Below are 26,887 nucleotides of genomic sequence, written 5' to 3' on the forward strand. Positions count from 1 at the left end.
CTTTGCCAATTGCCTGATAAAATAAAAAAAGTCAGTCATCATTGTGATACGCTTATCTGCTAGGGGAGTCCGAGAGCCGGGCTGAGAAAAGAACGCGATGAAGTTCTTTGACCCTTTGAACCTGATCTGGGTCATGCCAGCGTAGGGAAGCAGGCAGCGGGAACAGATGGACGTGTCTTGTTCATTTGGCCTTTTGCCTTCGATCAGGTTCCGGTGTCGGAACCTGTTTTTATTTTGAATCGGCCGCCATCGCCTATTCTCGTGTTTGCCCCGCTTCAGACGGTGTGGCTTCAGATCTGATCTTTCATCATTTTATGTTGAAAGGGGAAGCCACGCATGGAAAACATCCGCTCGTTTATGTCGTTTCCGGAAAGCCGCAAAGTGTACATCGAAGGGTCGCGCCCGGATGTGCGCGTGCCGATGAGAGAAATTGCTTTGTCGCCAACGAAAACGCCGCAAGGAATGGTGGAAAACAAACCGGTGCGTGTCTACGATACGACGGGCCCGTATACGGATCCTGATTTTGAACCGGACGTGGAGAAAGGCTTGCCGCCTCTTCGCCGCCGCTGGATTGTCGAGCGCGGCGATGTGGAGGAAATGGAGCGGTCTTCTGTTGCGATCCAACGTTCGCTTCCGTTTGTGCGCCGTCCATTGAGGGCAAAGCCCGGAAAAACAGTGACACAAATGCATTACGCCAAACGGGGGATCATTACGCCAGAAATGGAGTTTGTCGCGATTCGTGAACAAATCGATCCAGAAATTGTCCGCCAAGAAGTCGCCGCTGGTCGGGCCATTATTCCGGCCAATATTAACCATCCAGAGAGCGAACCGATGATCATCGGACGTCGTTTCCATGTGAAAATTAATGCCAATATCGGCAACTCGGCTGTTTCTTCATCGATTGAAGACGAAGTGGAAAAATTGCTTTGGGCAGTGCGTTGGGGCGCCGATACGGTCATGGATTTATCGACCGGCAAACACATTCATGAAACGCGCGAGTACATCATCCGCAATTCGCCGGTCCCCGTGGGAACGGTGCCGATTTATCAGGCGCTCGAAAAGGTAGGAGGGGTGCCGGAGAAGCTGACATGGGACGTGTACCGCGAGACGCTCATCGAGCAGGCTGAACAAGGAGTCGACTACATGACGATCCACGCCGGTGTGCGGCTTCATTACATTCCGCTCACCGCCAACCGGACGACCGGAATTGTCTCGCGCGGCGGCTCGATCATCGCCCAATGGTGTTTGGCCCACCATGAAGAAAACTTTTTGTATACGCATTTTGAAGAAATCTGCGAGATTTTGAAACAATACGATGTCGCGATCTCCCTTGGCGACGGCTTGCGCCCCGGCTCCATCGCCGATGCGAACGATGAGGCGCAGTTTGCGGAACTCAAGACGCTCGGCGAGCTGACGAAAATCGCCTGGAAGCATGATGTGCAGGTGATGATCGAAGGGCCGGGGCACATTCCGATGCATAAAATTCGCGAAAATGTCGAGCGGGAACAGGAAATTTGTCATGGAGCGCCGTTTTATACGTTAGGGCCGCTTGTCACCGACATCGCGCCCGGGTATGACCATATTACGTCAGCGATTGGCGCCGCCATCATTGGCGCTTATGGAACGGCGATGCTTTGTTACGTAACGCCCAAAGAACATTTAGGGTTGCCGAATAAAGAGGACGTACGCGCCGGGGTCGTGGCCTATAAAATCGCCGCCCATGCGGCTGATCTGGCAAAAGGGCATCCAGCCGCTCAGCAGCGTGACGACGCGCTCTCGAAAGCGCGCTTTGAATTTCGTTGGAACGATCAGTTCAATTTATCCCTCGATCCGGAACGGGCCCGCGAGTATCATGATGAAACATTGCCGGCTGAGGCGGCGAAAACGGCCCATTTTTGTTCGATGTGCGGGCCGAAATTTTGTTCCATGAACATTTCACATGAACTGCAACGGAAAATCAAAGAGGAGGGGATGAAAGAAAAAGCGCAACAATTTATTCGGCAAGGGTCGTCGCTGTATCAATGACAAGAAGCGGGCTGCGATGCTCGGCATGGTGGAGAGGATATGGAAGTTCGATCAACGGAAAAAGCATGAGCTGGAAAACGCTCGGTGCTGATCGAAGCAGCGGAGGGGGGCGAACGTTCATCGTCTTTGGCGAGGAGACCCCCACTTCAACGACCAAAGGGAGTAAGTGGGGGAGGAATCGCTTTTTTTGTGTTTTTGTATCACTTTTAGTGAAAGAGAGGTGAGACAAATGGACATGACGTTAACAGCCAAAATAAAAATTTACCCAACAGCGGAACAAGCAGAAGTATTGAAAGCCACCCTTTCCGCTTATCGACAAGCGTGCAACGCTGTGTCTGTTGTGATTTTTGACACAAAAGTGCTTGCACAAGCCAAGTTACACGACATGACCTATCGTCTACTTCGATCAAACTACGCTTTGCGTTCGCAAATGGCGCAATCTGTGATTAAAACGGTGATCGCTAGATACCGCTCCCTAAAAAGCAATGGTCACGAATGGACATTGGTTCGCTTTAAAAAGCCTGAATATGATCTCGTTTGGAATCGAGATTACTCCATTGTTCAAGGGTTATTTTCTGTCAATACGCTAGAAGGACGAATCAAAGTGTCATTCGAACCAAAAGGCATGGAACCATATTTTGATGGCTCATGGACGTTTGGCACAGCCAAACTCGTCTACAAGCATAACAAATTCTTTTTGCACATCCCCATGACCAAAACAATTCCAACCGTAGATGAACACAACATTCGCCAAGTGGTCGGTGTCGATGTAGGGGTTAACTTTCTTGCAGTAGCTTATGATTCGCAAGGGAAAACTATCTTTTTTAACGGACGAAAAATCAAGCATATGCGTGCCAAGTACAAACGAATGCGAAAAACCCTCCAGCAAAAAGGGACGGCTTCTGCGCGTCGGAAGTTGAAAACAATCGGACAACGAGAAAACCGTTGGATGACGGATGTGAACCATGCTGTCACGAAGGCACTCGTTCGTCAATATGGAGAACGTACCCTTTTTGTATTAGAAGATTTAACAGGCATTCGTGAAAAAACAGAACGTGTACGTATCCATGACCGATATGAAACCGTATCGTGGGCTTTCTATCAGTTCCGTCAAATGTTAGAGTATAAGGCACGTTTGCATGGGTCAAAAGTGATTGTGGTTGCTCCGCATTACACCTCTTTGACATGTCCAAAGTGTGGTCATACGGAAAAAGCCAATCGAAAGAAACGTACACACACCTTTTGTTGTCGAACATGCGGATATACCTCAAACGATGACCGCATTGGTGCTATGAACCTTCAACGAAAAGGAATAGAGTACATCGTTGAAGGAACGACACAGGCATGACCTGCGTCGTTGGGTAGTTGTCAACCTGCCCCCTGATGCAACCCCAAGTCAAGGAAGGAGGACGAAGTCCGCTCGCACTTCTGGGGAGTTGCAAGCCCCCACTTCAAGCGTTAGCTAAGTGGGGGTAGTTGACCGCCCCTCTTGTTTGTTGTGCAAATTGGTCCGGTTCCTTATTATTTTAAAAATATATAATTTTTAAAAAATATATTTACAAATCGTTTCGGATTGATTATGATAATGGCATAAGGTGCAAATTTCTAGTCATAGAATGATCATGCGGGGAAAACTGCGCAGTCTATCGCGGCGCCTTCGCCGGCGCTTCGCTTCCATAGACAGCGGCCAGTTGCGTCATCGAACCGTGGATGATGCCGGCCGCTTCTTTTTATGGCGAAAGGGCCGGGTTTCAGAAGGTTGATCGCGTTTTTCTAGCAGCTTAGTGAAAAAATAACCACTTCTCCTGCATCGACCGCTTTTCGAGAAAAAAGATTTTGATGATGTCTTGATGTGAGAAAGCCATTGGTATGATAGGCTGCTTCTTGAACGTGAGACGGGCATGAGGGTGATGGGCGTGCGCATAAACTGAAACGAAGGGCTATGAGGAGGGATGGGATTGAACACATTTTCCGATATTGTGCAGACGATGCCGCCATATTTGTTCTCCCGATTTCAGAAGAAAAAAGAAGAATTGCTAAAGCTCGGGGTCGATGTCATTGATTTAGGGATCGGCGCCCCCGATTTGCCGCCCCCTTCCTTTGTCATCGAAGCGTTGAAAGAAGCGCTCGATGCGCCAGAACACTATACGTATTCGCCGTATGGCGGCTGCAGGGAGTATCGGGAAGCGGTCGCGCGTTTTTATGAACGGGAATATGGCGTCAAGCTCGATCCGGAGACCGAGGTGTTGGCGTTAATCGGCTCGAAAGAAGGAATCGTCCATTTGCTGCAAGCCGTTCTCAATCCCGGCGAGCTCGCCTTAGTGCCTGATCCGGGCTATCCCGTCTATCGGACGGCCGTCCATTTTGCCCGCGGCCAGAGCCTATCGCTGCCGCTCGATGCGCAACATGGTTATATTCCTCGGTTTGATGCGCTTCCCTCGTCCGTTTATGACCAAGCGAAAATCATGTTTCTCAATTATCCGAGCAATCCGACGGCCGCCGCTGTCGATTTGGATGTATTTGCCGAAGCCGTTTCACTTGCCCGTCAGCACCAGATGTTCATTGCTCATGATGCGGCCTACTCGTTCGTGACGTTTGCCGGTTTTCAAGCGCCGAGCATTTTGCAGGTGGACGGGGCAAAGGAAGTGGCGGTGGAATTTGGATCGTTGTCCAAAAGCTATAACATGGCCGGCTGCCGCATCGGATACGTAGTCGGAAACCGGGACATGATTCGAGCGCTTTCGGTGATCAAGAGCAACACGGATACGTGCCAGTTTATTCCGATCCAGAAGGCGGCGGTGGCCGCTTTGACGAACGGACGGACGTTTATTCGAGAAAATAGCCGCATTTATGAACAACGCATGAATATGATGGTCGAGAGACTTCGAGAACTGGGCATCGACGTGCAGCGGCCGAAAGCGACCTTTTTCTTGTGGATCCCGGTCTATGACGGATACTCGTCCGAACGATTTGCCGCCAAATTGCTGGAAGAAGCGGGAGTCATCGTAACACCGGGAACAGCGTTTGGATCCGCAGGGGAAGGATATGTCCGCGTATCGCTGTCAGCGCCGATGGAGCGTCTGCAGCAAGCCGTTGAACGATGGAAGCAAGTGGATTGGGAGGAATCGGCGCGATGAAGAGAACGATGCGTCACATCACGGTGGCTCAAGCCATCGTCGAATGTTTCAAACAGGAACAAATCCGTTATGTGTTTGGTGTGCCGGGGGAAAGTTATTTGCCCCTGCTTGATGCCATCTATGATGAGCCATCCATCGAGTTCATCTCCGCCCGCCATGAAGGGGGTGCTTCCTTTATGGCGGAAGGGTATGCGAAAGCGTCGCGGAAGTGCGGCGTCGTGCTGGCTACAAGGGCGGTTGGCGGGGCGAACTTAACGATCGGCGTCCATACCGCCAGGCAAGATTCCACTCCGATGGTCGTGTTTTTGGGGCAAGTGAACAGCCGCTTCCTAGGACGTGAAGGATTTCAGGAAGTCGATATGGAAGCGTTTTTTCGTCCGATCGCAAAATGGGTGGTCGAAATTCGCGAAGCCGAGCGGGTGCCAGAGCTGGTGCAACGGGCGTTTCGCACCGCGAAAACAGGGCGGCCCGGCCCCGTCGTCGTTTCACTGCCAGAAGATGTATTTTCCAAAACGATAACGGAAGCAGTGATGGCCGAGACCTATGTGCCGAAGCCGGCCCCAAGGCAAGAGGATATATGGAATATAAAGGAGCGGCTCGAGCGCGCCAAAAGGCCGCTCGTGATTGCCGGCGGCGGCGTCAAATGGTCGGGAGCCGAGCAGCTGCTGCGCTTATGGGCGGAAAAGTATGCACTTCCAGTCATGGCGGCGTTCCGGAGGCATGATGTGTTTCCCCACAACCATCCGTGCTATGTCGGCCACCTAGGCCTAGGGACGCCGAAAGAGGTCATGGAAACGGCTGAGCAGGCCGATGTGGTGATTGCGTTGGGGACGCGGCTGTCGGAAGTGACGACGCAAGATTACCGTTTGCTATCTCCAACGCAGACGCTGATTCATATCGATATTGACAGCGATGGGCTCGGAAAAGTGTATGCACCGGATATCGCGGTTTGGGCTGACTGTCGGGAAGCGCTGTCCCGTTTGCTCGATATCGCGGTGCAGCCGTCTTGGCAGGAATGGGCGGCTGAACGGAGGGAACGGTACGAACAAACGGCCGCGCTGCCGCTTGAAAAACGAACTCTCCATGAAGCGGTCATGGCGAGTTTAGGTCACCATTTGCCGAAAAATGCGGTCATTACGAACGATGCTGGGAATTTCGCCGGTTGGCTTCACGCCTTTTTCCCGTTTGGGGATGGGCACACGTACATCGGCCCGACGTCAGGAGCGATGGGATATGGCATGCCGGCTGCCATTGGCGCGAAACTGGCCTTTCCCGACCGGACCGTCGTTTCTTTATCCGGGGATGGCGGCTTTATGATGACGGTGCAGGAGTTGGAAACGGCCGCTCGATACGATATTCCGATCATTAGCATTGTGTTTAACAATCATATGTACGGCACCATCCGCATGCATCAAGAATTGCAGTTTCCGGGGCGGGTCATCGGCACCGATTTAGGCCGCGTGTCGTTTGCCCGGTTGGCAGAATGCTTGAACAGCTGCGGATTCCAAGTGCAGACGGAACAACAGTTCACGGAAGCGCTTCTGTTGGCGCTTGAAGCCAAGAAGCCGACGGTGATTGAAGTGTTGACCGATCCGAACCACATTTCGGTGGCGGCAACGATCCAAGACTTGCGGGCCAAGAGGAAGTCCTGACGATCATCGCTCGGCGTTCAATGTATAAATTATCTCAATAAATCATCTAGAAAAATGGGGGGAGTATACAGTGAAAATCCAAAACTATATCAATGGAGAATGGAAGGAGCCAAGCACCGGGCAATTTGCGCCGGTGATCAATCCGGCGACGGGGGAAACGATTGCCGAGGTGGCGATGTCCGGGCCAAACGATATCGATGAAGCGGTTCAGGCAGCCAAAGAAGCGCAAAAACAGTGGGCCCTCGTGCCGGCGCCGAAACGCGCGGAAATCTTGTATAAAGTTGGGATGCTGCTAAAGGAGCGGAAAGAACAGTTGGCCCGGCTGTTGACGATGGAAATGGGCAAAGTGATTGAGGAAGCGCGCGGCGAAGTGCAGGAAGGCATTGATATGGCGTTTTACATGGCGGGAGAAGGACGGCGGTTGTTCGGCGATACGACGCCGTCTGAACTGAAAGACAAATTCGCCATGAGCGTCCGCACGCCGGTTGGAGTGGTCGGCATCATCACTCCATGGAATTTTCCCATTGCCATCGCCACTTGGAAGTCGTTTCCGGCCATTGTTGCCGGCAATGCGGTCGTATGGAAGCCAGCGCCCGAGACACCGATCATGGCGCAGGAATTAGCTCGCATTTTTGAAGAAGCGGGCTTGCCGCCGGGAGTGTTTCATGTGGTCCACGGTGACGGGCCGACAGTCGGCAATGCGCTCGTCGAGCATCTGGATGTCAAGGTCATCTCATTTACCGGATCGAATGAAGTCGGGCGGATGATTGCGGAAAAATGCGGACGACTGTTGAAAAAAGTGTCGCTCGAAATGGGTGGGAAAAACGCGGTGATCGTCATGGATGATGCCGATTTGACATTGGCGGTTGACGGCATCATCTGGAGTGCGTTCGGCACATCAGGCCAGCGGTGCACGGCGTGCAGCCGGGTCATCGTCCATGAGCGGGTGAAACAGGAGCTTGAGCGGCGTCTGCTGGAAGCCGTGAAAACATTGAAAATCGGCAACGGGTTGGATGAAACGGTCAAAGTCGGACCCGTCATCCATGAAGAGGCGCTGCAAAAGATCGACCGCTACGTGCGCATTGGTGTAGAAGAAGGGGCGAAATTGCTGATTGGCGGTCATCGACTGCGCGAGGGCGACTATGCGCGCGGCTTTTATTACGCGCCGACGATTTTCACCGATGTCACGCCGAATATGCGCATCGCCCGCGAAGAAATTTTCGGCCCGGTTGTGTCGATCATTTCCGTCCGCAGTTTGGACGAAGCGATCGCCGTCAACAACAGCGTCGATTATGGGCTGTCAAGCGCCATTTTCACACGCGATGTCAACAATGTATTCCGAGCGATGCGTGATTTGGACACCGGCATCGTGTATGTCAACGCCGGCACAACGGGAGCGGAAATTCATTTGCCGTTTGGCGGCACGAAAGGGACGGGCAACGGCCACCGCGACTCCGGCGTCGCTGCGCTTGACGTATTCACCGAATGGCGGAGCATTTATGTCGATTTCAGCGGCAAGCTGCAGCGGGCGCAAATCGATACCGATGATTGAACCGGGCTGTCGCTTGCAACATGGCCGGCAAAAGAGAAGCGAAGATCAACGTGGAACATATATCGTGAATCGAAGCAGCGGCCGCGGCAAAGATGTGAAAAAAGCGGCTGTCATGTGAGCGTATGGCAAAGAATCGGTGACAGAGGGGGAAAGAACGATGAAAGTGCTCGTGCTTGGAGCGGGGCTGATGGGCAAAGAAGCAGCACGCGATTTAGTGCAAAGCCAAGATGTTGAGGCGGTGACGTTGGCGGATGTCGATTTGGCCAAGGCGGAGCAGACGGTGCGGCAGCTTCATTCCAAAAAGCTTGCCGCTGTGCGGGTGGATGCCAGCGACAAGCGGCAGCTGTCGGCTTTCATGAAAGGGCACGATGTGGTTGTCAACGCCTTGTTTTACCAGTTTAACGAAACGGTGGCGAAAACAGCTATTGCAGCTGGCGTCCATTCTGTCGATTTAGGCGGCCATATCGGCCATATCACCGACCGGGTGCTTGAGCTGCATGAACAAGCCCAAGCCGCTGGGGTGACCATCATCCCCGACCTTGGCGTCGCACCCGGAATGATCAACATTTTATCCGGCTATGGGGCAAGCCAGCTTGATGAAGTCGAATCGATCCAACTGTATGTCGGCGGCATCCCCGTCCGCCCTGAGCCGCCGCTCGAGTACAACCATGTGTTTTCCTTGGAAGGGCTGCTTGACCATTACACCGATCCGTCTCTCATTATCCGCGACGGCCAAAAGCAGGAAGTGCCGTCGCTTTCCGAAGTGGAACCGATTTATTTCGACCGGTTTGGGCCGCTTGAAGCGTTTCATACCTCAGGAGGGACGTCGACGCTCTCGCGCTCGTTTCCGAACTTGAAGCGGCTCGAGTACAAAACGATCCGCTACCGCGGCCATGCGGAAAAATGCAAGCTGCTTGTCGATTTGAATTTGACGCGCAACGATGTGGAAGTTGAGATCAATGGATGCAGAGTCAAGCCGCGCGATGTGCTGCTTTCCGTCCTGAAGCCGCTGCTCGATTTGAAAGGAAAAGATGATGTGGTGTTGCTTCGGGTCATCGTCGGCGGTAGAAAAGATGGAAAAGAAACGGTGCTGGAATACGAAACCGTCACGTTCAATGACCGCGAAAATAAGGTGACGGCGATGGCGCGTACGACGGCCTACACCATTTCCGCTGTCGCCCAGCTCATCGGCCGTGGGGTGATCACAAAGCGCGGCGTCTATCCGCCGGAGCAAATCGTTCCGGGGGATGTATATATGGACGAGATGAAAAAACGAGGAGTGGTGATTAACGAGAAGAAAACGGTTCGCTTATGAAAAAAGCATCATAGAGTGATGATAAGAGATGATGACAATGATCCGAATAAAAAACACGCCTGTTTCTCACCGAGAAACGGGCGTGTTTTCGTTTTGTCCGCAACGGTTGCTTTTATACAGTTTTCGTTGCCGATGGCTCCCGTTTGCGCCAGGCAAGGAAAAGGAATGCAACAAGCGACAGCGCCATGGCGATCATAAACGGCGCCTTTGCGGAAACGGCATGACCGATGACGCCAGATAGCACTGGAGCGATGGCCGACCCCATCCAGCGAACGAAGTTGTACATGCCGGAAGTGACGCCGCGTTCATACGGCGATGTTTCCATCACATAGCCTGTAAACAAGGCGTTGTTTAAGCCGGATACAAGGCCCGACAAAATGATAAGGACGATCATGAACCATGTTTGTTCAGCGACCGCTAAAAGCAGCAATAAAACGGCAAACAGCAATAAGCTGTAAGGCAATATTTGTTTCGATTCGTATTTTGCTTCAAGCCGGTGGGCCAACGCTGCCGATCCGTAGGCGAGGCAAAGCCCCCAGCCGAAAAAGACAAGACCGATTTGAATCGCCGATAACTTCATGACCAGAGGCGAATAGGCCAAAACAACGAAAAAGCCGTAATAATAAAGCATCCCGCCGATCGCCCCTTTTAAAAACGGCGGAAAGGCGAGCAGATGCCGCATTTCCTGCCATCCGACTGCTTTTTTCGGTTTTCCTTTGTTTGGATCATACACAAAAAATGCGACAAGCAAAAAGGCGATAAAAATGAGTACGCTTGTGCCGATAAACGGGTAGCGCCATGAATGTTGGCCCAGCAGTCCACCGATGAGCGGACCGCCGGCCATGCCGAGGCCGATCGCCGCCTCATACAAGCCGACAGCGGTGCTTGCCTGCAGTGTCAAAGCGATTAACAGTGTCATAGCCGTTGCAAAAAAGGTGGCATTGCCAAGCCCCCAACCGGCGCGGAAGATCGACAGTTGTGGAATGTCGGCGGCGAAACCGCACAATAATGAGAAAATCGTGACAAGGCCAAGTCCGATCACCATCATTTGTTTATCACCAACGCGGCTGACGACAAGGCCAACGGGAATCATCATGACCGCCATCGTAAAAATATAGGCGGTAAACAACATTTCCACTTGCCAGTGGGTCGCGCCGATGCTTTCGGCGATGACCGGCAAAATCGGATCGACGACGAAAAAACGTCGCACAAAACAAAAAAAGATATCCCCGCTAGACTCGGGATATCCGGTTATGTGAAGGCTATATGTCCGCTTTTTTTGCTTCAAGCGCTTCTTTTACCGCTGCCTCGATCTCCTGATAGCTCGTGCAGCGGCAAATATTGGACTCCAGCCATTCTTGAATCGTCGCTTGATCCGCGCCCGGATGCCGCTCGATGAGTGCGTGGGCGTTCATAATGAATCCAGGAGTGCAATAGCCGCACTGAAAGGCGAAGTGGCGGACGAAGGCGTGCTGAATGGGGGCATCATCAAGCCCTTCGATCGTGGTGATTTCTTTGCCGACTGTCTCAATCGCGAGCATCATGCACGATTTGATTGGCGTGCCGTCGACTAAGACGGTGCAGGCGCCGCAGTCGCCGTTCAAACAGCCTGGCTTGGCCCCGGTCAGCCCCAGCCCATCGCGCAAAACAAACAGCAGCGTTTCGGCTTGGCGAGTGACGATCGATCTTCGTTCTCCATTAACGTGCAGCACAAGCTCCCGCTTTGTCGTTTCCTCCATGTCCGCATGCTCACCTCCTGTTTAGACGGTTTCTCCGTCTCCGAGCTCACGAAGCATATCTTCAAGCAGCTGGGCGGCCACGAACAGCCGGTAGTCTGCTGAGCCTTCAATATCGTGCAAAATCGGGCGCGGGAAGGCGTCAACCGCTGCTTGGATTCGTTCACCAACTGGGCGGTTCCGGTCGTTGAGGTGCGCCTCAACGTCAGCCGAGCGAAACGGAAACGGGCAGATGCCGCTTAGGGCAACGCGAACCGTCCCGTCTTTTTTCAGCGCTGCAATCGTCACAAGCGGGTAGCCGACTTCCCCTTGCTTGCGGCGCTTGCGGTGGAAATGGGGCAGGGTGGCGGTGGCACGGTCAACCTTGAACTGGACGACAAATTCACCGCGGCCAAGCTGCAGCTGTTGATGAAACAAGTCAAGGAAGCGGCATTGCCTGATGCCGTATGGTCCGGCGATGATGACATCCGCCTCGGCGACGAATAGCGGCAGTGCGGTCTCACGGTAAAAAATTTGTCCGCAGATGTTGCCGCCGAGCGTAATTTGGTTGCGCGCTGTCCGGTCGGCGACTTCTCGCGCCGCTTTTGTCAATAACGGGAACGGATTTGCTTCTTCGAGCTCGCCGAGGGAGAGCGCCGCTCCGAGCACGAGAGAACCATTGTCGACATCAAGCGACCGACATTCAGGGATCGATTTTATGTCAATGACGGCCGCGGTGCGGACAAGGTTCAACCGAGACAACGTGATGATTTCCGTGCCGCCGCCGTAGTAGAGCGGTCGTTTTCCATCCCGCTCGAGCGCCGCAAACAGCGCTGTCGCTTCGGCGATCGACTGCGGCCGGTAGTAGGCAAAGTCAAACGGAACCATAGGAGTCCCCTTTCTGTGTCCGCCAAATGAGTTCAGGCACAAGCGGCAGTTCATTGAGCGACACGCCGGCAGCGAGAGACAAGGCGTTTGCCAAGGCGGCGGGCATGCCGATCAAGCCATGTTCGCCGATGCCGCGAGCGCCGTATGGGGCATCGATTTGCGGCGTTTCGACAAACTCAACGATGTACTCTGGATGTTCGCCGAAGCGAATCGGCCGGTATGTGCGCAACTGTGGGTTTAACACGCGCTGTTCGTTGTCAAAAAGAAACCCTTCGCGGCTGGCAAAGCTTAGCCCCATGCTCATCGCCCCCATCGCTTGGCCAAGCGCTGCCTTTGGGTTGAGCACTTTGCCGGCATCAATGACCGCATACGCTTTGACAATGCGATACGTGTAGTCGCGGCGGTTGAACTCAATTTCCACTCCCTCGGCGCATACGCCCCATTCCGGTCCCGGTTTGCCGGCGCCGGTCTCCGGATCAAGCGGGGTCAAGTGGCGCAAAATGTAGTGGCCGCGCCCGATCACTTGCCCGCCGATGGCGTTGCCGTTCGGAAACTTGTAGCCATAGGCGATGTCTTTGATCAGAAGAAAGATGGCCGGGTCATCGCGCAAAAAGACGCGCCCGAATCCGACTTCCAAATCGTCCGGCGAGGCCCGCAAGACGCAGGCGGCGATGTCTTTTAACTGACGGATGGCGTCGTCGGCAGCGGCAAGCGCCGCACGTCCGGCCATAAACGTCCCGCGGCTGGCGACTGTTTTCCAATGTTCCGGCGTCGTTTGCGTATCAATATCCATTTTGACATGGACACAATCGACGTCCATCTTCAGCCGTTCAGCAACGATTTGCGCGAGCACCGTTTTCGTTCCGGTTCCGATTTCGACGACGCCGGAGATGACGTTGACACTGCCGTCGGAGTTGAACGTTAAGATGACGCCCGAGCTAGCATCTGTGTCGATCGTCGATGTTTTCCAGCCGCTGCTGATTCCCTTTGCTCTTACCGTATAAGCGTCCACTTCGACGCGCTGCCACTCGTCCCAGCGCATCAGCTCGCGCAACCGGTCGAGGCAGGCTGATATGTTGCCGACGTTGCTTTTTGTGAGCCGCACTTGCGTCGGGGTCGTATGCCCCGGGCGGATGGCATTTTTGCGCCGCACGTCCCATGGGTCAAGTTGAAGCGTTCGTGCCAATTCATCGATGGCCCGCTCGACGGCAAATGCCTGTTCGCAATGGCCAAAACTGCGAAACGGCGTCGCGTACGGGCGATTCGTATAGACGCACAATGAATCACAAAAGACGTTTTCGACATGGTACGGGCCGGTGCAATCGACGGCTGCGGCGCGGCTGACATCGATCGCCTTGTCGGAATAAGCCCCGCCGTCAAATAGAAATAAGATTTCCATGGCCTTGAGCAAGCCCTCTTTTGTCGCGCCGATTTTGACGGTTGCCTCCAAACCGATATGGACGGGCGAAGTGACCATGTCATGCTCGCGGCTGTTCCAGACGCTCACTTTTCGGCCGCCGACCGCTTTGGAGGCAAGGTAGGCAAGCAACTCAAGCTGGACGGGCGCTTTTCCTCCGTAGGCGCCGCCGACAAGCGGCGTATGGACGATGACTTTGCCGGTTTCTTCGCCAAAATACGTATGAAGCAACTTCTTGATCATAAACGGTGACTGTGAGGAGGCGGAAATATGGATCGTGCCGTCCGGCCAAATTTCTGCCGTGGCGCAGCGTGTTTCCATCGCGATATGATCGGAAGGGGCGAACGATACGCTTGTTTCGACGATGACGTCGCTTTCAGCAAACCCTTGTTCAATGTTGCCTTTTCTGATTTTCGTCCGGTGGGCGACGTTTGTCCCTGGCTCAGGATGAGTCGTTTTGTTTTTTTCATAGCGGTCGAGATGTTCATGCAATAATGGAGCGCCTTCTTTCAACGCCTCGCGCGGCGAGCCGACGGCTGGAAGCGGTTCGTAAACGACGCGGACGAGGCGGGCCGCTTGTTCGGCTTGCGCGAGCGTATCGGCTACGACGACGGCGACGACTTCGCCATAGTAGCGCACTTTGTCGACGGCGATCGGCGGACGATCGCGCATGTCTTCACCGGTGAGCGGAAGCCCTTCGCCGGTCACAACAGCATGGACGCCGTGGACGGCGAGCGCGCGGCGTGCATCCAGCGAGAGGATGCGCGCATGGGCGTATGGGCTTGTTACTAGAGCGGCATGAAGCATCCCCTGTTCTTTGAAATCGTTCGTATATTTCGCCCGGCCGGTCACTTTATCCCACGCTTCTTTGCGGATGATGCTTTTACCGATGGCCACGGTGGCGTCCCTCCTTTTCTTCTCGATCCATGACGGCACGCTTATAATCGTCTATCGTGTCAATGTCGATGCCGATCGTCTCATCGCCTTCATACAAGAGACCGCGCCAACGCGGATGGTGAAACAGTGTGCGCCCCCCGGCATCGCCCCTTAGAGCAAGCAAGGCAGGGAACGTTTGTTTCCCAAAAATGACTGGGGGCATCGGCGTGCCGAAGCGGGTGAAGGCGACGTAATCAGGACGGTGGCGGCGGTAAAGGTCGGTAAGCGCATTGATTACGTCCGCAGTGACAAATGGTTGGTCCGCCAACAATACGACAGCGGCGTCCGCCCCGCTAGCGAGCGATTCCCGCAAGCCGCAGGCAAGCGAATGCGCCTGCCCACGGCAATGGTCAGCGCAACGGGTGAAGCGGCAGTTTTCATGATTCCGAAGCTCGTCTGGAAGCCACGCGAGCGCATCGTCCGGAGGAACGACGACGATGACGGGCGAAAGGCGGGAACGAAGCGCCGCTTTAAGGCTGGCGGCCCCCAGCGTGCTTTCTCCCCAAGGCAAAGCGCGTTTATCCGTTCCCATCCGCCGGCTTTCTCCAGCCGCCAAATAAATGACAGCGATGGTTGGGCCATTCATGATACTCTCTCCGTTGATCGCCCGCGAAGGACGCTGATCAATTCGGCGGTGATGCTAACGGCGATCTCATACGGACCGCGTGCGCCGATGGAAAGCCCTGCCGGCGAACGGACAAATGGAGGCGTCGAGCCGGAAGGAAAGAGGCGGTCCGTGCGCCGCCGCGGACCGAGCACGCCCAGATAAGCGAGCGGCATGTCGGCTAACAAGGAAACGAGTTCGCGGTCGCGTTCAAACTGATGGGTCGTGATGACGACAAAGTCGCGCTCGTTTAGGCGAAGCCGCGGAACAGTTTCATGCGGAAAGCCCATGACGAAGGCGTCGGCGTCCGGAACATGGGATGGGTGGCAAAACGCTGGGCGCCAATCACTCACGGTAACGGAAAATCCCGCCGCTTTGGCCGCCGAGACGAGCGGCGGGGCGTCTGGGCCGGCGCCGAAAATGACGAGGCGCGGTTTCGGCCAAAAATGTTGGATGTAAAACGCGCCGTCATCTGTTTCCTGCACCCCGTTCCGGCCGCGGAAAAACGGGGTGCCATGCAGCGCGTTGAGCCATTCCGGCCTCGGCGGTGAAACATAGCCGCCGAAGCGTTCCCCTGTTTCGCTTTGGAAAAACGGCGGTTCCTTAGGATGAGCGATGCTTCGCGCCATCAGCACATGTTCGCCGCGGTCAAGGCGCTGTTTCAACGTAAGCCAATCCGGTTTCGTCTCGTTTGTGACCGGCTCAAGCCAAACATGGATGACGCCGTCGCATCCGCTTCCTTGCCCCCACCCTCCGTCATCTTCTGTGCGCAAGTCAAACGATAGGGCCGCCGCCTGCCGGCTTGACAGCACTTCGATCGCATACGCAGCCACCGCTTCTTCGAGGCATCCGCCGCTTAATAAGCCGGTTGTCTTTCCGTCTGCTCCGATCCACATCCATGTTCCTTCCTTTTGGTAGGCCGAGCCTTCCACGTCAATCGTGATGGCGAATACACCATCGTTCGGCGCGGCGGCCATGGCATTGAGCGCGGCATAGTAGCTTTCCATGCTTATCCTCCTTCCGCATGGCGCCAAAGGCGGCTAAGCTGTTGAAAACGCGGCGTGACGATCAATAAACTTTCATAATGGCCGTAAGCGGCAGCCACCGTCGGCACGAGCCGCATCAGCGCGTACGTGAGCGCTTGAAGCGGCACGCTCGGGTGGAACCGACCGACCGCTTTGAGCATCTCGTTCGTTTCTGCCATGGCTTCGGCCGTGCGAAACAGCACGCTTAGATGATATTTTGCTTCGTTTCGTTCAAGCGGTCCGCTAAGAAGGGTGGAGACGTGTTCGCTGAGTTCTTCGGCCAATGCGGCGAGCCGTTGAAAAAGCGGATAGGTATACCGATGTTCTTGCACGTATGGGCGCAGCTGTTGCTGGATCGTTTCATTGGCCGCTTGAATGTCGCTGAGCAGACCGCTTATCTCTTTTCGATTGTCCCATTGTTCATTCATCGCGATCCTGTTCTCTCCCTAACCATTTTTCGACTTTGCAAACGCCGTTTTTAAAATGCGGCTGTTTTGACACTTGATCCCACGTATCGAGTGTCAGCTCGTTTGCCGCTTCCTGCTCAAGCAGTGATCCGTAGTGAAACGGAAGAAACACCATGCCCGGCAGCACGGAGTCGGTGAGGCGAGCGCGAACGATCACTTCACCGCGGCGGCTTGAGACGCGCACCCAGTCGCCCATTTGGATCTGCAAGCGGGCGGCGTCGTCCGGATGAATTTCCGCATACCCTTCCGGAGCCGACAGCTGCAAAAGCGGAGCCCGCCCGGTTTTCGTCCGCGTATGCCAATGGAAGACGTTGCGCCCGGTATTCAGCCAAAACGGGTATTCCCGATCCGGCCATTCGAGCGGCGGCGACCAGTCGATCCCGTACAAAATGGCGCGTCCGTTGGCGCCGATGGCGGCGAACTCTTCGCGCGTCCGCGCCCGTCCTGTCCGCATGTCGCGACCGTATGACTCAGCCTCATCGACAGCCGTCGGAAACACGTTGTCGGTGTACAGCCGTTTTTTTCCTTCGGGATATTGTTCGTTGCACGGCCACTGAATGCCCCCAAGCCGTTCGATTTTTTCATAGGTCATGCCCGACATGTCGCACGGACGACCTTTTGAGACGAGGCGCCATTCGTTAAATGCCTCCTCGGGTGTGCGGTAGGTGATGAGAGGACGCCCGCTTCGGTCGCGAAACCCCATGCGCCGGGAAAATTCGATCAGCAGCTCCAAGTCGGACGGCAAGCCGAACGGCGGGTCGACCGCCTTGCGAAGCACGTTGACGCGCCGCTCCAAATTCGTCATCGTGCCTTCCTTTTCTCCCCATAAAGCGACCGGGAGAACGAGGTCGGCGAACTCGGCTGTTTCGTTGAAAAACGGATCTTGGACAACAAGGAACACCTGTTTGAGCAGTTCGATCACCCGCTTGCGGTTCGGCAGCGAAACGGCCGGATTGGTGGCGATCACCCAAAACATGCGGATGTGCCCTTCCTCGATCAGCCGAAGCATCTCCATGACATGCGTTTGCGGGCCGACCGGCAGCGTCTCGACATCGACATTCCATAAATCAGCGATTTCTTGCAAATGTTTCGGGTTTTCATCGTTCCGGTATCCGGGGTAAAAGCCGGCGCCGCCGACTTCGCGGTTGGACATCGAGCTCGGCTGCCCGGCGTGCTGAAACGGCCCCGACCCCGGCTTGCCGATTTTGCCCATGATTAAGTGCATCGAATTGACGAGCGAGGCGGCGGCCGTAGCGTCCATGCTTTGATAGACGCCTTGCAGCAGTACGGTGACGGTTGTTTTTGACGTGCCGATCCATTCGGCGCACGTTCGCAAATCGCGTTCTGGCACACCGGTAATTTGTTCCACCACTTCGGGCGTGTAGCGGGCGGCCGTTCGCTCGAGCTGCTCATACCCAACCGTATAGCGTTCGATGTAGCCGCGGTCGATCCAGCCGTTGGCGATGAGCAAATGAATCAGCCCGTTTAAGACGGCGACGTTCGTGCCGCTTTTCGGCCGGAGCGATAAGTCAGCCATTTTTTGGCTGATGTCAAGGCGCGGGTCGATTTCCACAATTTTGGTGCCGCGCTTCCGCCGGGCATCGAGTACCCGCTCCCAGAGGACGGTATTCGTCTCGTTTGAGTTCCGGCCGATAAATACGATGACTTCCGCAACATCCAAATCGTCAAGGCAGGCCGGAGGACCGTCGGCGCCGAAGCTTTGGATAAGCGACCATTCGGCTGTCGCCGTGCATAGCCTTGTATTGGCGTCAACGTGGTGGGTGCGCAAACCGGCGCGGGTGATTTTCGCGATCGTATAATATTCCTCTAAATACAGCTGCCCGCTATGGTAAACCGCGATGCTCTCCGGGCCATGAGCGGAAAGTAATTCTTTCGTTTTTTCCACCAGCAGCGAAAGGGCATCGTTCCAGCTTGCCGGTACGAGTGTTCCGCTCCGGTTGCGGATGAGCGGCCGGGTCAGCCGGTCAAGGCTGTTGTTCGCCCACCATTGGTTTTCTCCTTTCGGGCCGAGCCGACCGCGGTTGACTGGGTAGCGGACATTGCCTTTAATGCCGACGATGCGGTTGTCTTTGACCGCGATGTAGCAGCCGCAGCCGTTCGAGCAAATGCCGCAAGTGGAATACACCCACTTGTCAATTTCGCCTTGCGTATATACGCACATATCTTCGCGCGGCGTCTCCCAAGCCATAATGTCATCTCCTCACGAAGGATAAATGATCGGTGGTGATAATCGCTCGCAGCTGCTGGTACGATGGATACGAAGATGTGTAGCGGATGGAACGGTACGGCAAAAACGGGGGAGGTGCAGGCGTCGTTGCTGCGTAGATGGGAAGCTGTGACGACGGCACACCTGTTTCAGCGCGAAACGGCGGCGTGATGAGCTGCCAAAAGGCAAGCGGCGGCAGCGAATGCGGCATCGGTTCGCCCCCTTTCAAAAAAGGCTCTGCTATCATTATATTTCTGTAACAAATGCCCATGACTGAAAAACAAAGAAGCCAGCTGTTGACAGCTAGCTTCTTTTTTGATCCGTTTTTCCTTTCCTGAGCCGTCCGGCCCGCTTCGCTGCCTCCTTCAGCAAAAACTCGATCTGGGCGTTGACGCTGCGAAACTCGTCCTGCGCCCATTGTTCGAGCGCGGCATATAATTCATGGTCAATGCGCAGGGGAAATTGTTTTTTCTTTGCCATCGCACTCCACAACCGTTAATATAGACTGCCGGTATTGATCACCGGCTGGGTGGCGCGCTCGGAGACGATCGCGACCATTAAGTTGTTCACCATTGCGGCTTTTCGTTCATCATCTAACTCTAAAATGTTTTCTTTGTCAAGTTGTTCAATCGCCATTTGCGCCATCGAGACAGCGCCTTCGACGATTTTTTTCCGGGCGGCCAAAATGGCGGCTGCTTGTTGACGCTGCAACATGGCGCTCGCAATTTCCGGGGAGTACGCCAAGTGAGTGAGGCGCGCTTCCATCACCTCGACTCCGGCGACACGCAATCGCTCCTGCAGCTCAGCGGCGAGAACATCGGAAATAATATCGGCGTTGCCGCGCAGCGTAATCTCGTTGTCGTCTTCAAACGTGTCGTACGGATATTTTGTCGCGACATGGCGAATGGCGGCTTCGCTTTGAATCTCGACGAATTGTTCGTAATCATCAACATCGAACACAGCCTTGGCTGAATCAATGACGCGGAAAACGACGACGGCGGCAATTTCAATCGGATTGCCTTGAACATCGTTCACTTTCAACTTGTTGCTCGTGAAGTTGCGCACGCGCAGCGATACTTTCTTTCGAACGGTGAGCGGCACGGTGAAAAACAGCCCGCTGTCGCGAATCGTGCCGAAATAGCGGCCGAAAAAGGTGAGTACTTTCGCTTGATTCGGCTGAACGATCGTGATGCCAGTCGCCAAGAGGGCGGCAAGGGCGAAGCAGAAAACGGCCAATAAGAGCTGCACTTGAATGAGGCTGACAAAACCAGCCATAACGAAAAGGGCGATGCATCCGATGCCGATAAATCCATCCATGCGCCATGCTTTTTGTTCTCTCATACCTATCCCCCTAATAGTGTCGATTTGATATTTATATGATATCATATAATCAAAAAAATGGAAACAGGGATTGATCATGTTAAGACGAGAAGAGGGATTCGCCCATAGCTCGCCACGAGGCAGATGTTTCTAACTATTTTCCATCCAGAAGCATAAAGGGCGATCGTTCAGCCTGTTAATGTTTTAATGTGCTAAAAAATGGAAATTCATAATTGACATCGCATTCATTGTCATCATACAATAGAAAAAAAGACCAATAGGTGTGTAGAAGCAATGGAAACACGACAAGCGCGCATCGGCCGGCTGGCATTGTTGCTGGCGATGCTTGACGAGGGAGAGGAAGAAGCGGCCCTCGGCCAGCTCGAGGCGCTCGCTTGGCGCTATTGTCAAGGGCGGGTCGGGGCGATGGAGCCGCAAAAAATCGTCGCGGCAATTGAGACGGCGGCGAAACGGCATGGAGTGGTTGACGGTGGCTTGTACCGTGAGATGCACGCCTTATACCATGCGATTTTAGAGGCAGTGCATGGCGTGACGAGAGGGCAGGTAGAGTTAGGAGATTTGTTGAGAACCGCTGGCCTTCGTTTCGCCGTGGTGCGCGGTATGCCATATGAACAGCCGAACGAAGGGGAATGGATCGCCGTTGCGTTGTACGGGACGATCGGCGCTCCGGTGCGCGGGCTCGAGCACGAGGCGGCCGGGCTCGGAATCAATCATATATAAGACGGTCAGTGCCTAGAGCAATAAGTCATGAGGAGGCGAACGCTGCCATATGGCAGGGCGCCTCCTTTTTTGTTTGCCCAGGCGTTCGATTGAGAAAACAAACGAAGGGAGATGAAATGATGATCGTATTGACCGGGCATACATTGACGATCGATGAGGTAAGACGTGTTGTCTATGAACGGGAGCGGGTGGCGGCCGATGAGGAAAGCATGAGGGCTGTCGAGAAAAGCCGCGCGGCAGTGGAACAAGCGATCTCCAATGGACGGACGATCTATGGCGTGAATACGGGTTTTGGCAAACTCGCCGATGTGCGCATTGAAGGAAGCGACCTTGAACAGCTGCAAATCAATCTTCTTCGCTCGCACGCTTGTGCCGTCGGCGAGCCATTTGCCGAAGATGTCGTGAGGGCGATGCTTCTTTTGCGGGCGAATGCGTTGTTGAAAGGGTATTCCGGCGTGCGTCCGGCGGTCATTGAGCAGTTGCTCGCATTTTTGAACACCGGCATCCATCCGATCGTGCCGCAGCAAGGTTCCCTCGGCGCCAGCGGCGATTTAGCGCCGCTCGCCCATTTGGCGCTGGCGTTTGCCGGCGAGGGAGAGGCGATGTACCAAGGGCGGCGGATGCCTGCCGCCCAAGCGCTTTCACAAGCGGGGATTTCACCGCTTTCCCTTCAGGAAAAAGAAGGGCTGGCGCTTATTAACGGCACGCAGGTGATGACGGCCGTCGGAGCCCTTGCTTACTTAGAGGCGGAACAACTGGCGTATGACAGTGAATGGATCGCGGCGCTGACGATTGAGGCGCTTTATGGCATTGTGGACGCGTTTGACGCCCGCATCCACGCAGCCCGCGGGTTTCAGGAGCAGGTGGAGGTGGCGGAACGGCTGCGCCGCTATTTAGCTGGCAGCCAACTCACAACAAGGCAAGGGGAGCGGCGCGTGCAAGATGCGTACTCCATCCGCTGCCTCCCGCAAGTGCACGGAGCGTCGCTTAGGGCGCTTCGTTATGTGAAGGAAACGCTTGAAATCGAAATGAACGCTGCTACGGACAATCCGCTTATTTTTGCGGACGGGACGGCGCTCTCTGGCGGCAACTTTCATGGCCAACCCGTTGCGATCGCCATGGATTTGTTGAAAATCGCGGTGGCGGAGCTGGCCAACATCAGCGAACGCCGCATCGAACGGCTTGTCAATCCGCAGCTTAGCGAAGGCTTGCCGCCGTTTTTAAGCCCACAGCCCGGCTTGCAGTCGGGAGCGATGATTATGCAATATGTCGCCGCTTCGCTCGTGTCGGAAAACAAGACGCTCGCCCATCCGGCCAGCGTCGATTCGATTCCGTCTTCAGCGAACCAAGAGGATCACGTCAGCATGGGAACGACGGCCGCCCGCCATGCGTACATGATCGTGCAAAACGCAAGAAAGGTGCTGGCGATTGAGCTCATTTGCGCGTTGCAGGCTGTTGAAGCGCGCGGCATCGAGCGAATGGCCCCGTCAACGAGGCAGTTTTACCATAAGGCGCGCCGCATTGTTTCCTCCATTACAGCTGACCGCGTCTTTTCTGATGACATTGAAGCGGTGGCGGCGTGGTTGAGCGAAAGGGCAAACCATCACTTTCTCCGCGATGAAGCGAAAGCTTAGAAGTCTAGTGAGAAAGAGCCAGGAAGTTGTGGGGTTGCAAGGTTTTTCAACTTGAGAAATACTGTTGGAGGACAGCATTTCCCCTTGAATCACCAGCTTTTTCAAGAAGGGCAAAGCATAGTGGGCGTAGAGGCGTGAGAGCGTTCAAGGATAGGTGTTTGAAAAAATGGTAGTTATATAGACCTTTTCCGCTAGAGATAGGGAAGCAGTCATCAGTGAAGATGGTTTGCTTCCCTAACTTTTTCTACGGAGTTCGGACGATGCAGTGAGCCTTCCCCATAATTGGTTAGGACGAGAGCATTGACAGTCTATTCCATTGTTGTCCCCCAGTCGAATTTGCAGTATGATGAAGAAGAGAGACAAAGGGGAAAGGGTGGGTATATCATTGACAATTTCTGCCGCGGCGCTGTTGGCGTTATGGAAGATTATTGCGATTGATATCATTTTGTCTGGGGATAATGCGGTCGTCATTGCGATGGCGACGCGGCGGCTGCCGAAAGACCAGCGAAACAAAGCGATTTTTTGGGGAACAGCGGGGGCGGTGTTGCTGCGCATCTTGTTTGCAGCCATCATTGTCTTTTTACTGAACATCCCGTTCGTTCACTTCGTTGGCGGATTGCTGCTTGTATGGATCGCCTATAAAGTGCTTGTCGAACGGGAAGAGGAAGCGAACGTACAATCATCAGACCGGTTGTTGAAGGCGATTGCGACGATTATCATTGCCGATGCAGTGATGAGCCTTGATAACGTTGTTGCTGTGGCCGGGGCGGCCGAAGGGCATCTTGGCATGCTGGCGCTCGGGGTAGCCATCAGCATCCCGATTATGATTTTCGGCTCCAAAGCGATCGTCCGGGTGATGGAACAACATCGATGGATCGCGTACGTTGGCTCCGGCATTTTGGCGTGGACGGCCGGAAAGATGATGGCGGGGGATGAAGGGGTGCTGCATTGGTTTCACCTTTCTTATGGCCCGTTCGTCTACGCGGTTGCCGCCGGCGTGACGATTTTGGTCGTGTCAGCTGGCTATATCACGAATAAAAAGGCCGAGCGTGAAGAAGGGACGTTGATTTGAGCGGTTGGGGGTGGTGTGATGCCATGAACATCCGACGCATTCTCGTGACGGGAAGGCTTTATGCCGAGCTTGCCGCCCTTCTCCCGAACAAGCGGCCGGATAAAGCGTTTCGCTTTGTGGCGGAAGAAGAATTGACGGCCAATGATTTCGCCTGGGCGGATGCGTACGTCGGCTTTCGTCCGGCCGGGCCGTTTTCGCTCGCCAATTTGCGCTGGGTGCATTCGCTCGGCGCGGGCGTTGACGCGTTTTTGTGGAAGCAGGAATGGAAGAAGAACGTGTTGCTGACGCGGACGATCGGGTCATTTGGCGAGCAGATCGCCGAATATTGCCTCAGCTACTTATTGCGCGACGCCCAATGTCATGACGTGTATGCATGGTATCAAGAACAGCGGCAGTGGAAGCCGCTCGCTCCGAAACGGCTTGGTGAACAGCGGATTGTCATTTATGGGACGGGTGAGATCGGCCGGCGCATCGCGGAAACGCTTCGTCTGTTCGGCGTTTCGCCGATCGGCGTATCGCGAAGCGGCCGAGACACGCCGCCGTTTTCGGCTGTTTGCCGCCATGAAGAGGCGGGGGAAGCGCTTGCTTGCGCTGATTGGGTGATCGCTGCGCTTCCGCTGACAGAGGAAACGCATCATCTCTTTGACGAGACGTTTTTTGCCTGTTTGCACAACGCGGGCTTTATCAATGTTGGGCGTGGGGCGACGGTTGATGAGACGGCGCTTGTCGGCGCCTTGGAAAACCGAAATGTCCGCCTGGCGGTGCTCGATGTGTTCGAAGAAGAGCCGCTGCCGCCGCACTCGCCGCTTTGGGTTCATCCGAATGTCATCATCACCCCGCATATCGCGGCGCTGACATCAGTTGACGCCGCCGCCCATAGCGTTTTAGACACGCTCCGCCGCATCGAAACGGGCGAACCGCTTGACAATGCGGTCGATGTGAGCCGGCAATATTGACGAAAAACGGTGCCCTATGATCGAGAATGGGCACCGTTTCGTTTTGATCAGCGGTCAGTGACGACGATATACGCCGCTTTCATCGGGCCGTGGACGCCGACGACCAAGTTCATTTCAATGTCGGCCGAGTTGCTCGGGCCGGTGATGAAGTTGATGCATGACGGAATGAGGACGCCTTTTTCAATTTGCTCGTGAATGATCGCCGCCGCTTGCGTCATGCGCGGCACAACGGTGCTTTTCGGAACGATGGCGATATACGTCTTCGGCAAAAAGTGAATGGCCCGCCCTTGTTCATTGCGCGAAAACAAAACGACTGTCCCTGACTCGGCGAGGGTGATGTCACTGAACGCGATGCCGACGTTGGCCTGTTCGGCGGCGTCAATGTTTTGGCGTCCAAGCGCCGGATTCCATATATGGATGGCTGTTCGCTCCGCGGGCCATTCGTCGCGGAGCAAGGCGGACAGCCCATATTCGGCAAAGCGCGGGTCATCCGGCACGATGACCGGGCCGCCGCCATAAGCCGTGACTTGTTGCTTGAGCACCCCAGCAAGTCCGGCGTTTGTCGTCTCAATGTAATCAGTGTGAATCAGTTTACATTGTTCGCGAAGCACTGCCAACAAGTCGTCTTGGCTATAGCCAGCCAAGACTTTCCATTGCGGCTGATCGCTCCATTGCGGCCGGGAGACGCCGGACAGGCGGGGAGCTCTCCCGAGGCGATGGGCGATGTGTTCTAAAAACGCGTCACGGTTGTGAATAGCACCACGCGTCATGACGGATTCCCTCCTTTTTGGCGATTGCGAAACCAATCGCGGAATCGCTCTTTGCTTGGCGCCGGAAATTCGCGGCTTTCCGTCCACGCTTTGAGTGGGCCGGGGCCTTTTGTGATGCGCCCGTCTTCGGCAAACGGGGCGAAGGCGCTTGGTGCCAACTTCGTACCGAAGCGGTACAATGACGGTGAGGCGGTCCCGAGACGAAACGCCTTCATCGCCAATTTTTCTGCGACCGGCGCTTTTCCTTCCCGCTCGACGATGATTTGGCGATGCTTGATGAGCAGCTCGTGAAGCGGGATTTTCACCGGGCACGCTTCCGTACAGGCGGCGCAAAGGGAGGACGCGTACGGAAGCTCCTTGTAGTCGTCGTAACCGCCCAACAGCGGCGACAAGACCGCTCCGATTGGGCCGGAGTAAATCGAGCCGTACGAATGGCCGCCGATGTGGCGGTATACCGGGCAGACGTTGACGCAGGCCGCGCAGCGGATGCATTGCAGCACCGGTTGAAACTCCGTGCCTAAAATCGACGAACGCCCGTTGTCGACGATGACGAGATGGAACTCTTCCGGACCGTCAGCGTCGCCTTCGTCGCGCGGGCCGGTGAGGACGGTGATGTAGCTCGTCAATTTTTGTCCGACGGCGCTGCGCGTCAACATGCTGACGAGAACTTCCATCTCCTCAAACGTCGGCACGATCCGCTCCATCCCCATGACGGTAATTTGCGTTTTCGGCAGCGCTGTCACCAAGTCGGCGTTGCCTTCGTTCGTAACGAGCGTAATCGAGCCCGATTCGGCGATGGCGAAGTTGCAGCCGGTAATGCCGATGTCGGCTGTCAAATAGTCGCGCCGCAGCATTGCGCGGGCATGGCGGGCGAGTTCAACCGGATCGGACGACTTCGTATAGCCGAGCTTGCGGCGGAAGACGTCGCGAATTTGCTCTTTGTTTTTATGGAGCGCTGGGCCGACGATATGCGACGGCGGGTCATGGTCATCGATTTGCAAAATGTATTCGCCAAGGTCCGTTTCGACAACGTCACAGCCGATGGATTCCAGCACCGGGTTTAAGTTGATTTCTTCCGTGACCATTGATTTCGATTTAACGATTTTTTTCGCTTGTTTTTCCAAAGCGATGCGGCGGATGTAGTCGTTCGCCTCTTCGGCCGTCCGGGCGAAAAAGACGTGGCCGCCCCGTTTGGCAACGTTTTCACTAAGCTGCATTAAATAATAGTCCAAGTTTTCGAGCGTATGCTTTCGGATTTGTTCGGCGAGCGAGCGCCACTCCTCCCAATGGCCGAGCTCTTTGATGACGCCAAGCCGCCGCACATAGCCGCGATCTTGCATGCCGGCGACCGCCCCGCGCATAAAATCATTTTGCAAGTTTTCCTCGACCCGTTTCCAAAACGGCCCGTTTTCGATTTTCATCGGCATGTTCGCT

General features: G+C 54.9%; 23 protein-coding genes and 1 riboswitch. Of the genes, 10 read left to right on the forward strand and 13 right to left on the reverse strand.

What is annotated here, in order from left to right:
- Positions 1 to 51: 51 nt before the first annotated feature.
- Positions 52 to 165: riboswitch (TPP riboswitch) on the forward strand.
- A 171-nt stretch (positions 166 to 336) separates the two neighbouring features.
- The 6 genes from thiC (at position 337) to GT3570_RS01870 (ending at position 9,681) form a co-directional block, all read left to right on the forward strand.
- Positions 337 to 2,025: a phosphomethylpyrimidine synthase ThiC gene (gene thiC, locus GT3570_RS01845; protein ID WP_011229874.1), complete on the forward strand. Its 1,689-nt coding sequence runs from the start codon at positions 337 to 339 to the stop codon at positions 2,023 to 2,025.
- A 229-nt stretch (positions 2,026 to 2,254) separates the two neighbouring features.
- A complete protein-coding gene (locus GT3570_RS01850) occupies positions 2,255 to 3,373 on the forward strand; it encodes an RNA-guided endonuclease InsQ/TnpB family protein (protein WP_011229875.1) in 1,119 nt (372 codons plus the stop codon).
- Positions 3,374 to 3,983: 610 nt separating this feature from the next.
- Positions 3,984 to 5,162: an aminotransferase class I/II-fold pyridoxal phosphate-dependent enzyme gene (locus GT3570_RS01855; RefSeq protein ID WP_013144234.1), complete on the forward strand. Its 1,179-nt coding sequence runs from the start codon at positions 3,984 to 3,986 to the stop codon at positions 5,160 to 5,162.
- Complete coding sequence (locus GT3570_RS01860; RefSeq protein WP_062898357.1) at positions 5,159 to 6,814, forward strand: thiamine pyrophosphate-binding protein; 1,656 nt, start codon at positions 5,159 to 5,161, stop codon at positions 6,812 to 6,814. Before GT3570_RS01855 ends, GT3570_RS01860 begins: the two co-directional genes overlap by 4 nt.
- Positions 6,815 to 6,884: 70 nt before the next feature.
- Positions 6,885 to 8,366 (forward strand): aldehyde dehydrogenase family protein, encoded by a 1,482-nt coding sequence (locus GT3570_RS01865; RefSeq protein WP_062898358.1) that lies wholly within the window; start codon positions 6,885 to 6,887, stop codon positions 8,364 to 8,366.
- A gap of 157 nt (positions 8,367 to 8,523) precedes the next feature.
- On the forward strand, positions 8,524 to 9,681 hold the full coding sequence (locus GT3570_RS01870) for a saccharopine dehydrogenase family protein (protein ID WP_062898359.1): 1,158 nt from the start codon (positions 8,524 to 8,526) through the stop codon (positions 9,679 to 9,681).
- 112 nt (positions 9,682 to 9,793) lie between these two features.
- Here the strand turns inward: GT3570_RS01870 and GT3570_RS01875 are convergent, their stop codons facing one another.
- The 11 genes from GT3570_RS01875 to GT3570_RS01920 form a co-directional block, all read right to left on the reverse strand.
- Positions 9,794 to 10,891 (reverse strand): MFS transporter, encoded by a 1,098-nt coding sequence (locus GT3570_RS01875; protein WP_318258070.1) that lies wholly within the window; start codon positions 10,889 to 10,891, stop codon positions 9,794 to 9,796.
- Between the two features lie 52 nt (positions 10,892 to 10,943).
- Positions 10,944 to 11,420: a (2Fe-2S)-binding protein gene (locus GT3570_RS01880; protein WP_011229881.1), complete on the reverse strand. Its 477-nt coding sequence runs from the start codon at positions 11,418 to 11,420 to the stop codon at positions 10,944 to 10,946.
- A gap of 21 nt (positions 11,421 to 11,441) precedes the next feature.
- Positions 11,442 to 12,284 carry an FAD binding domain-containing protein gene (locus GT3570_RS01885; RefSeq protein WP_011229882.1) on the reverse strand — a complete coding sequence of 281 codons (843 nt, stop codon included), beginning with the start codon at positions 12,282 to 12,284 and terminating at the stop codon, positions 11,442 to 11,444.
- A complete protein-coding gene (locus GT3570_RS01890) occupies positions 12,271 to 14,598 on the reverse strand; it encodes a xanthine dehydrogenase family protein molybdopterin-binding subunit (protein WP_062898361.1) in 2,328 nt (775 codons plus the stop codon). The genes GT3570_RS01885 and GT3570_RS01890 overlap by 14 nt, the downstream gene beginning before the upstream one ends.
- The gene (gene pucB / locus GT3570_RS01895) at positions 14,585 to 15,223 is read right to left on the reverse strand and encodes a xanthine dehydrogenase accessory protein PucB (RefSeq protein ID WP_023633775.1); all 639 of its coding nucleotides are present in this window, start codon (positions 15,221 to 15,223) and stop codon (positions 14,585 to 14,587) included. The genes GT3570_RS01890 and pucB overlap by 14 nt, the downstream gene beginning before the upstream one ends.
- Positions 15,220 to 16,248: an XdhC family protein gene (locus GT3570_RS01900; protein ID WP_062898362.1), complete on the reverse strand. Its 1,029-nt coding sequence runs from the start codon at positions 16,246 to 16,248 to the stop codon at positions 15,220 to 15,222. The genes pucB and GT3570_RS01900 overlap by 4 nt, the downstream gene beginning before the upstream one ends.
- A 2-nt stretch (positions 16,249 to 16,250) precedes the next feature.
- On the reverse strand, positions 16,251 to 16,694 hold the full coding sequence (locus GT3570_RS01905; protein ID WP_014194861.1) for a hypothetical protein: 444 nt from the start codon (positions 16,692 to 16,694) through the stop codon (positions 16,251 to 16,253).
- Positions 16,687 to 18,942, reverse strand: a complete 2,256-nt coding sequence (locus GT3570_RS01910) for a molybdopterin oxidoreductase family protein (RefSeq protein ID WP_023633774.1) — start codon at positions 18,940 to 18,942, stop codon at positions 16,687 to 16,689. Before GT3570_RS01910 ends, GT3570_RS01905 begins: the two co-directional genes overlap by 8 nt.
- Before the next feature lie 4 nt (positions 18,943 to 18,946).
- The gene (locus GT3570_RS01915; RefSeq protein WP_014194863.1) at positions 18,947 to 19,171 is read right to left on the reverse strand and encodes a hypothetical protein; all 225 of its coding nucleotides are present in this window, start codon (positions 19,169 to 19,171) and stop codon (positions 18,947 to 18,949) included.
- 92 nt (positions 19,172 to 19,263) lie between these two features.
- Positions 19,264 to 19,440, reverse strand: coding sequence for a type II toxin-antitoxin system antitoxin (locus tag GT3570_RS17665; protein WP_014194864.1), 177 nt, complete (start codon positions 19,438 to 19,440; stop codon positions 19,264 to 19,266).
- Positions 19,441 to 19,455: 15 nt separating this feature from the next.
- A complete protein-coding gene (locus GT3570_RS01920; RefSeq protein WP_047757530.1) occupies positions 19,456 to 20,301 on the reverse strand; it encodes an SPFH domain-containing protein in 846 nt (281 codons plus the stop codon).
- A 273-nt stretch (positions 20,302 to 20,574) separates the two neighbouring features.
- On the opposite strand from GT3570_RS01920, the gene hutP reads away from it, so the two are divergent.
- The 4 genes from hutP to GT3570_RS01940 all read left to right on the forward strand — a co-directional run bounded on the left by hutP (position 20,575) and on the right by GT3570_RS01940 (position 24,683).
- Positions 20,575 to 21,021: a histidine utilization transcription antiterminator HutP gene (gene hutP, locus GT3570_RS01925; protein ID WP_014194867.1), complete on the forward strand. Its 447-nt coding sequence runs from the start codon at positions 20,575 to 20,577 to the stop codon at positions 21,019 to 21,021.
- 119 nt (positions 21,022 to 21,140) lie between these two features.
- Positions 21,141 to 22,655 carry a histidine ammonia-lyase gene (hutH, locus tag GT3570_RS01930; protein WP_011229889.1) on the forward strand — a complete coding sequence of 505 codons (1,515 nt, stop codon included), beginning with the start codon at positions 21,141 to 21,143 and terminating at the stop codon, positions 22,653 to 22,655.
- 343 nt (positions 22,656 to 22,998) lie between these two features.
- Positions 22,999 to 23,727 (forward strand): TerC family protein, encoded by a 729-nt coding sequence (locus GT3570_RS01935; RefSeq protein ID WP_171011207.1) that lies wholly within the window; start codon positions 22,999 to 23,001, stop codon positions 23,725 to 23,727.
- 23 nt (positions 23,728 to 23,750) lie between these two features.
- Entirely contained in the window at positions 23,751 to 24,683 is a 933-nt protein-coding gene (locus tag GT3570_RS01940; RefSeq protein ID WP_062898363.1) for a D-2-hydroxyacid dehydrogenase, read from the forward strand.
- Between the two features lie 47 nt (positions 24,684 to 24,730).
- On the opposite strand, the gene GT3570_RS01945 is transcribed toward GT3570_RS01940, so the two are convergent.
- Complete coding sequence (locus GT3570_RS01945) at positions 24,731 to 25,453, reverse strand: LutC/YkgG family protein (protein WP_062898364.1); 723 nt, start codon at positions 25,451 to 25,453, stop codon at positions 24,731 to 24,733.
- Entirely contained in the window at positions 25,450 to 26,880 is a 1,431-nt protein-coding gene (locus GT3570_RS01950) for a LutB/LldF family L-lactate oxidation iron-sulfur protein (RefSeq protein ID WP_062898365.1), read from the reverse strand. Before GT3570_RS01950 ends, GT3570_RS01945 begins: the two co-directional genes overlap by 4 nt.
- Positions 26,881 to 26,887 lie beyond the last annotated feature (7 nt).

It is taken from the genome of Geobacillus thermoleovorans, from assembly GCF_001610955.1.
GTDB lineage: Bacteria > Bacillota > Bacilli > Bacillales > Anoxybacillaceae > Geobacillus > Geobacillus thermoleovorans.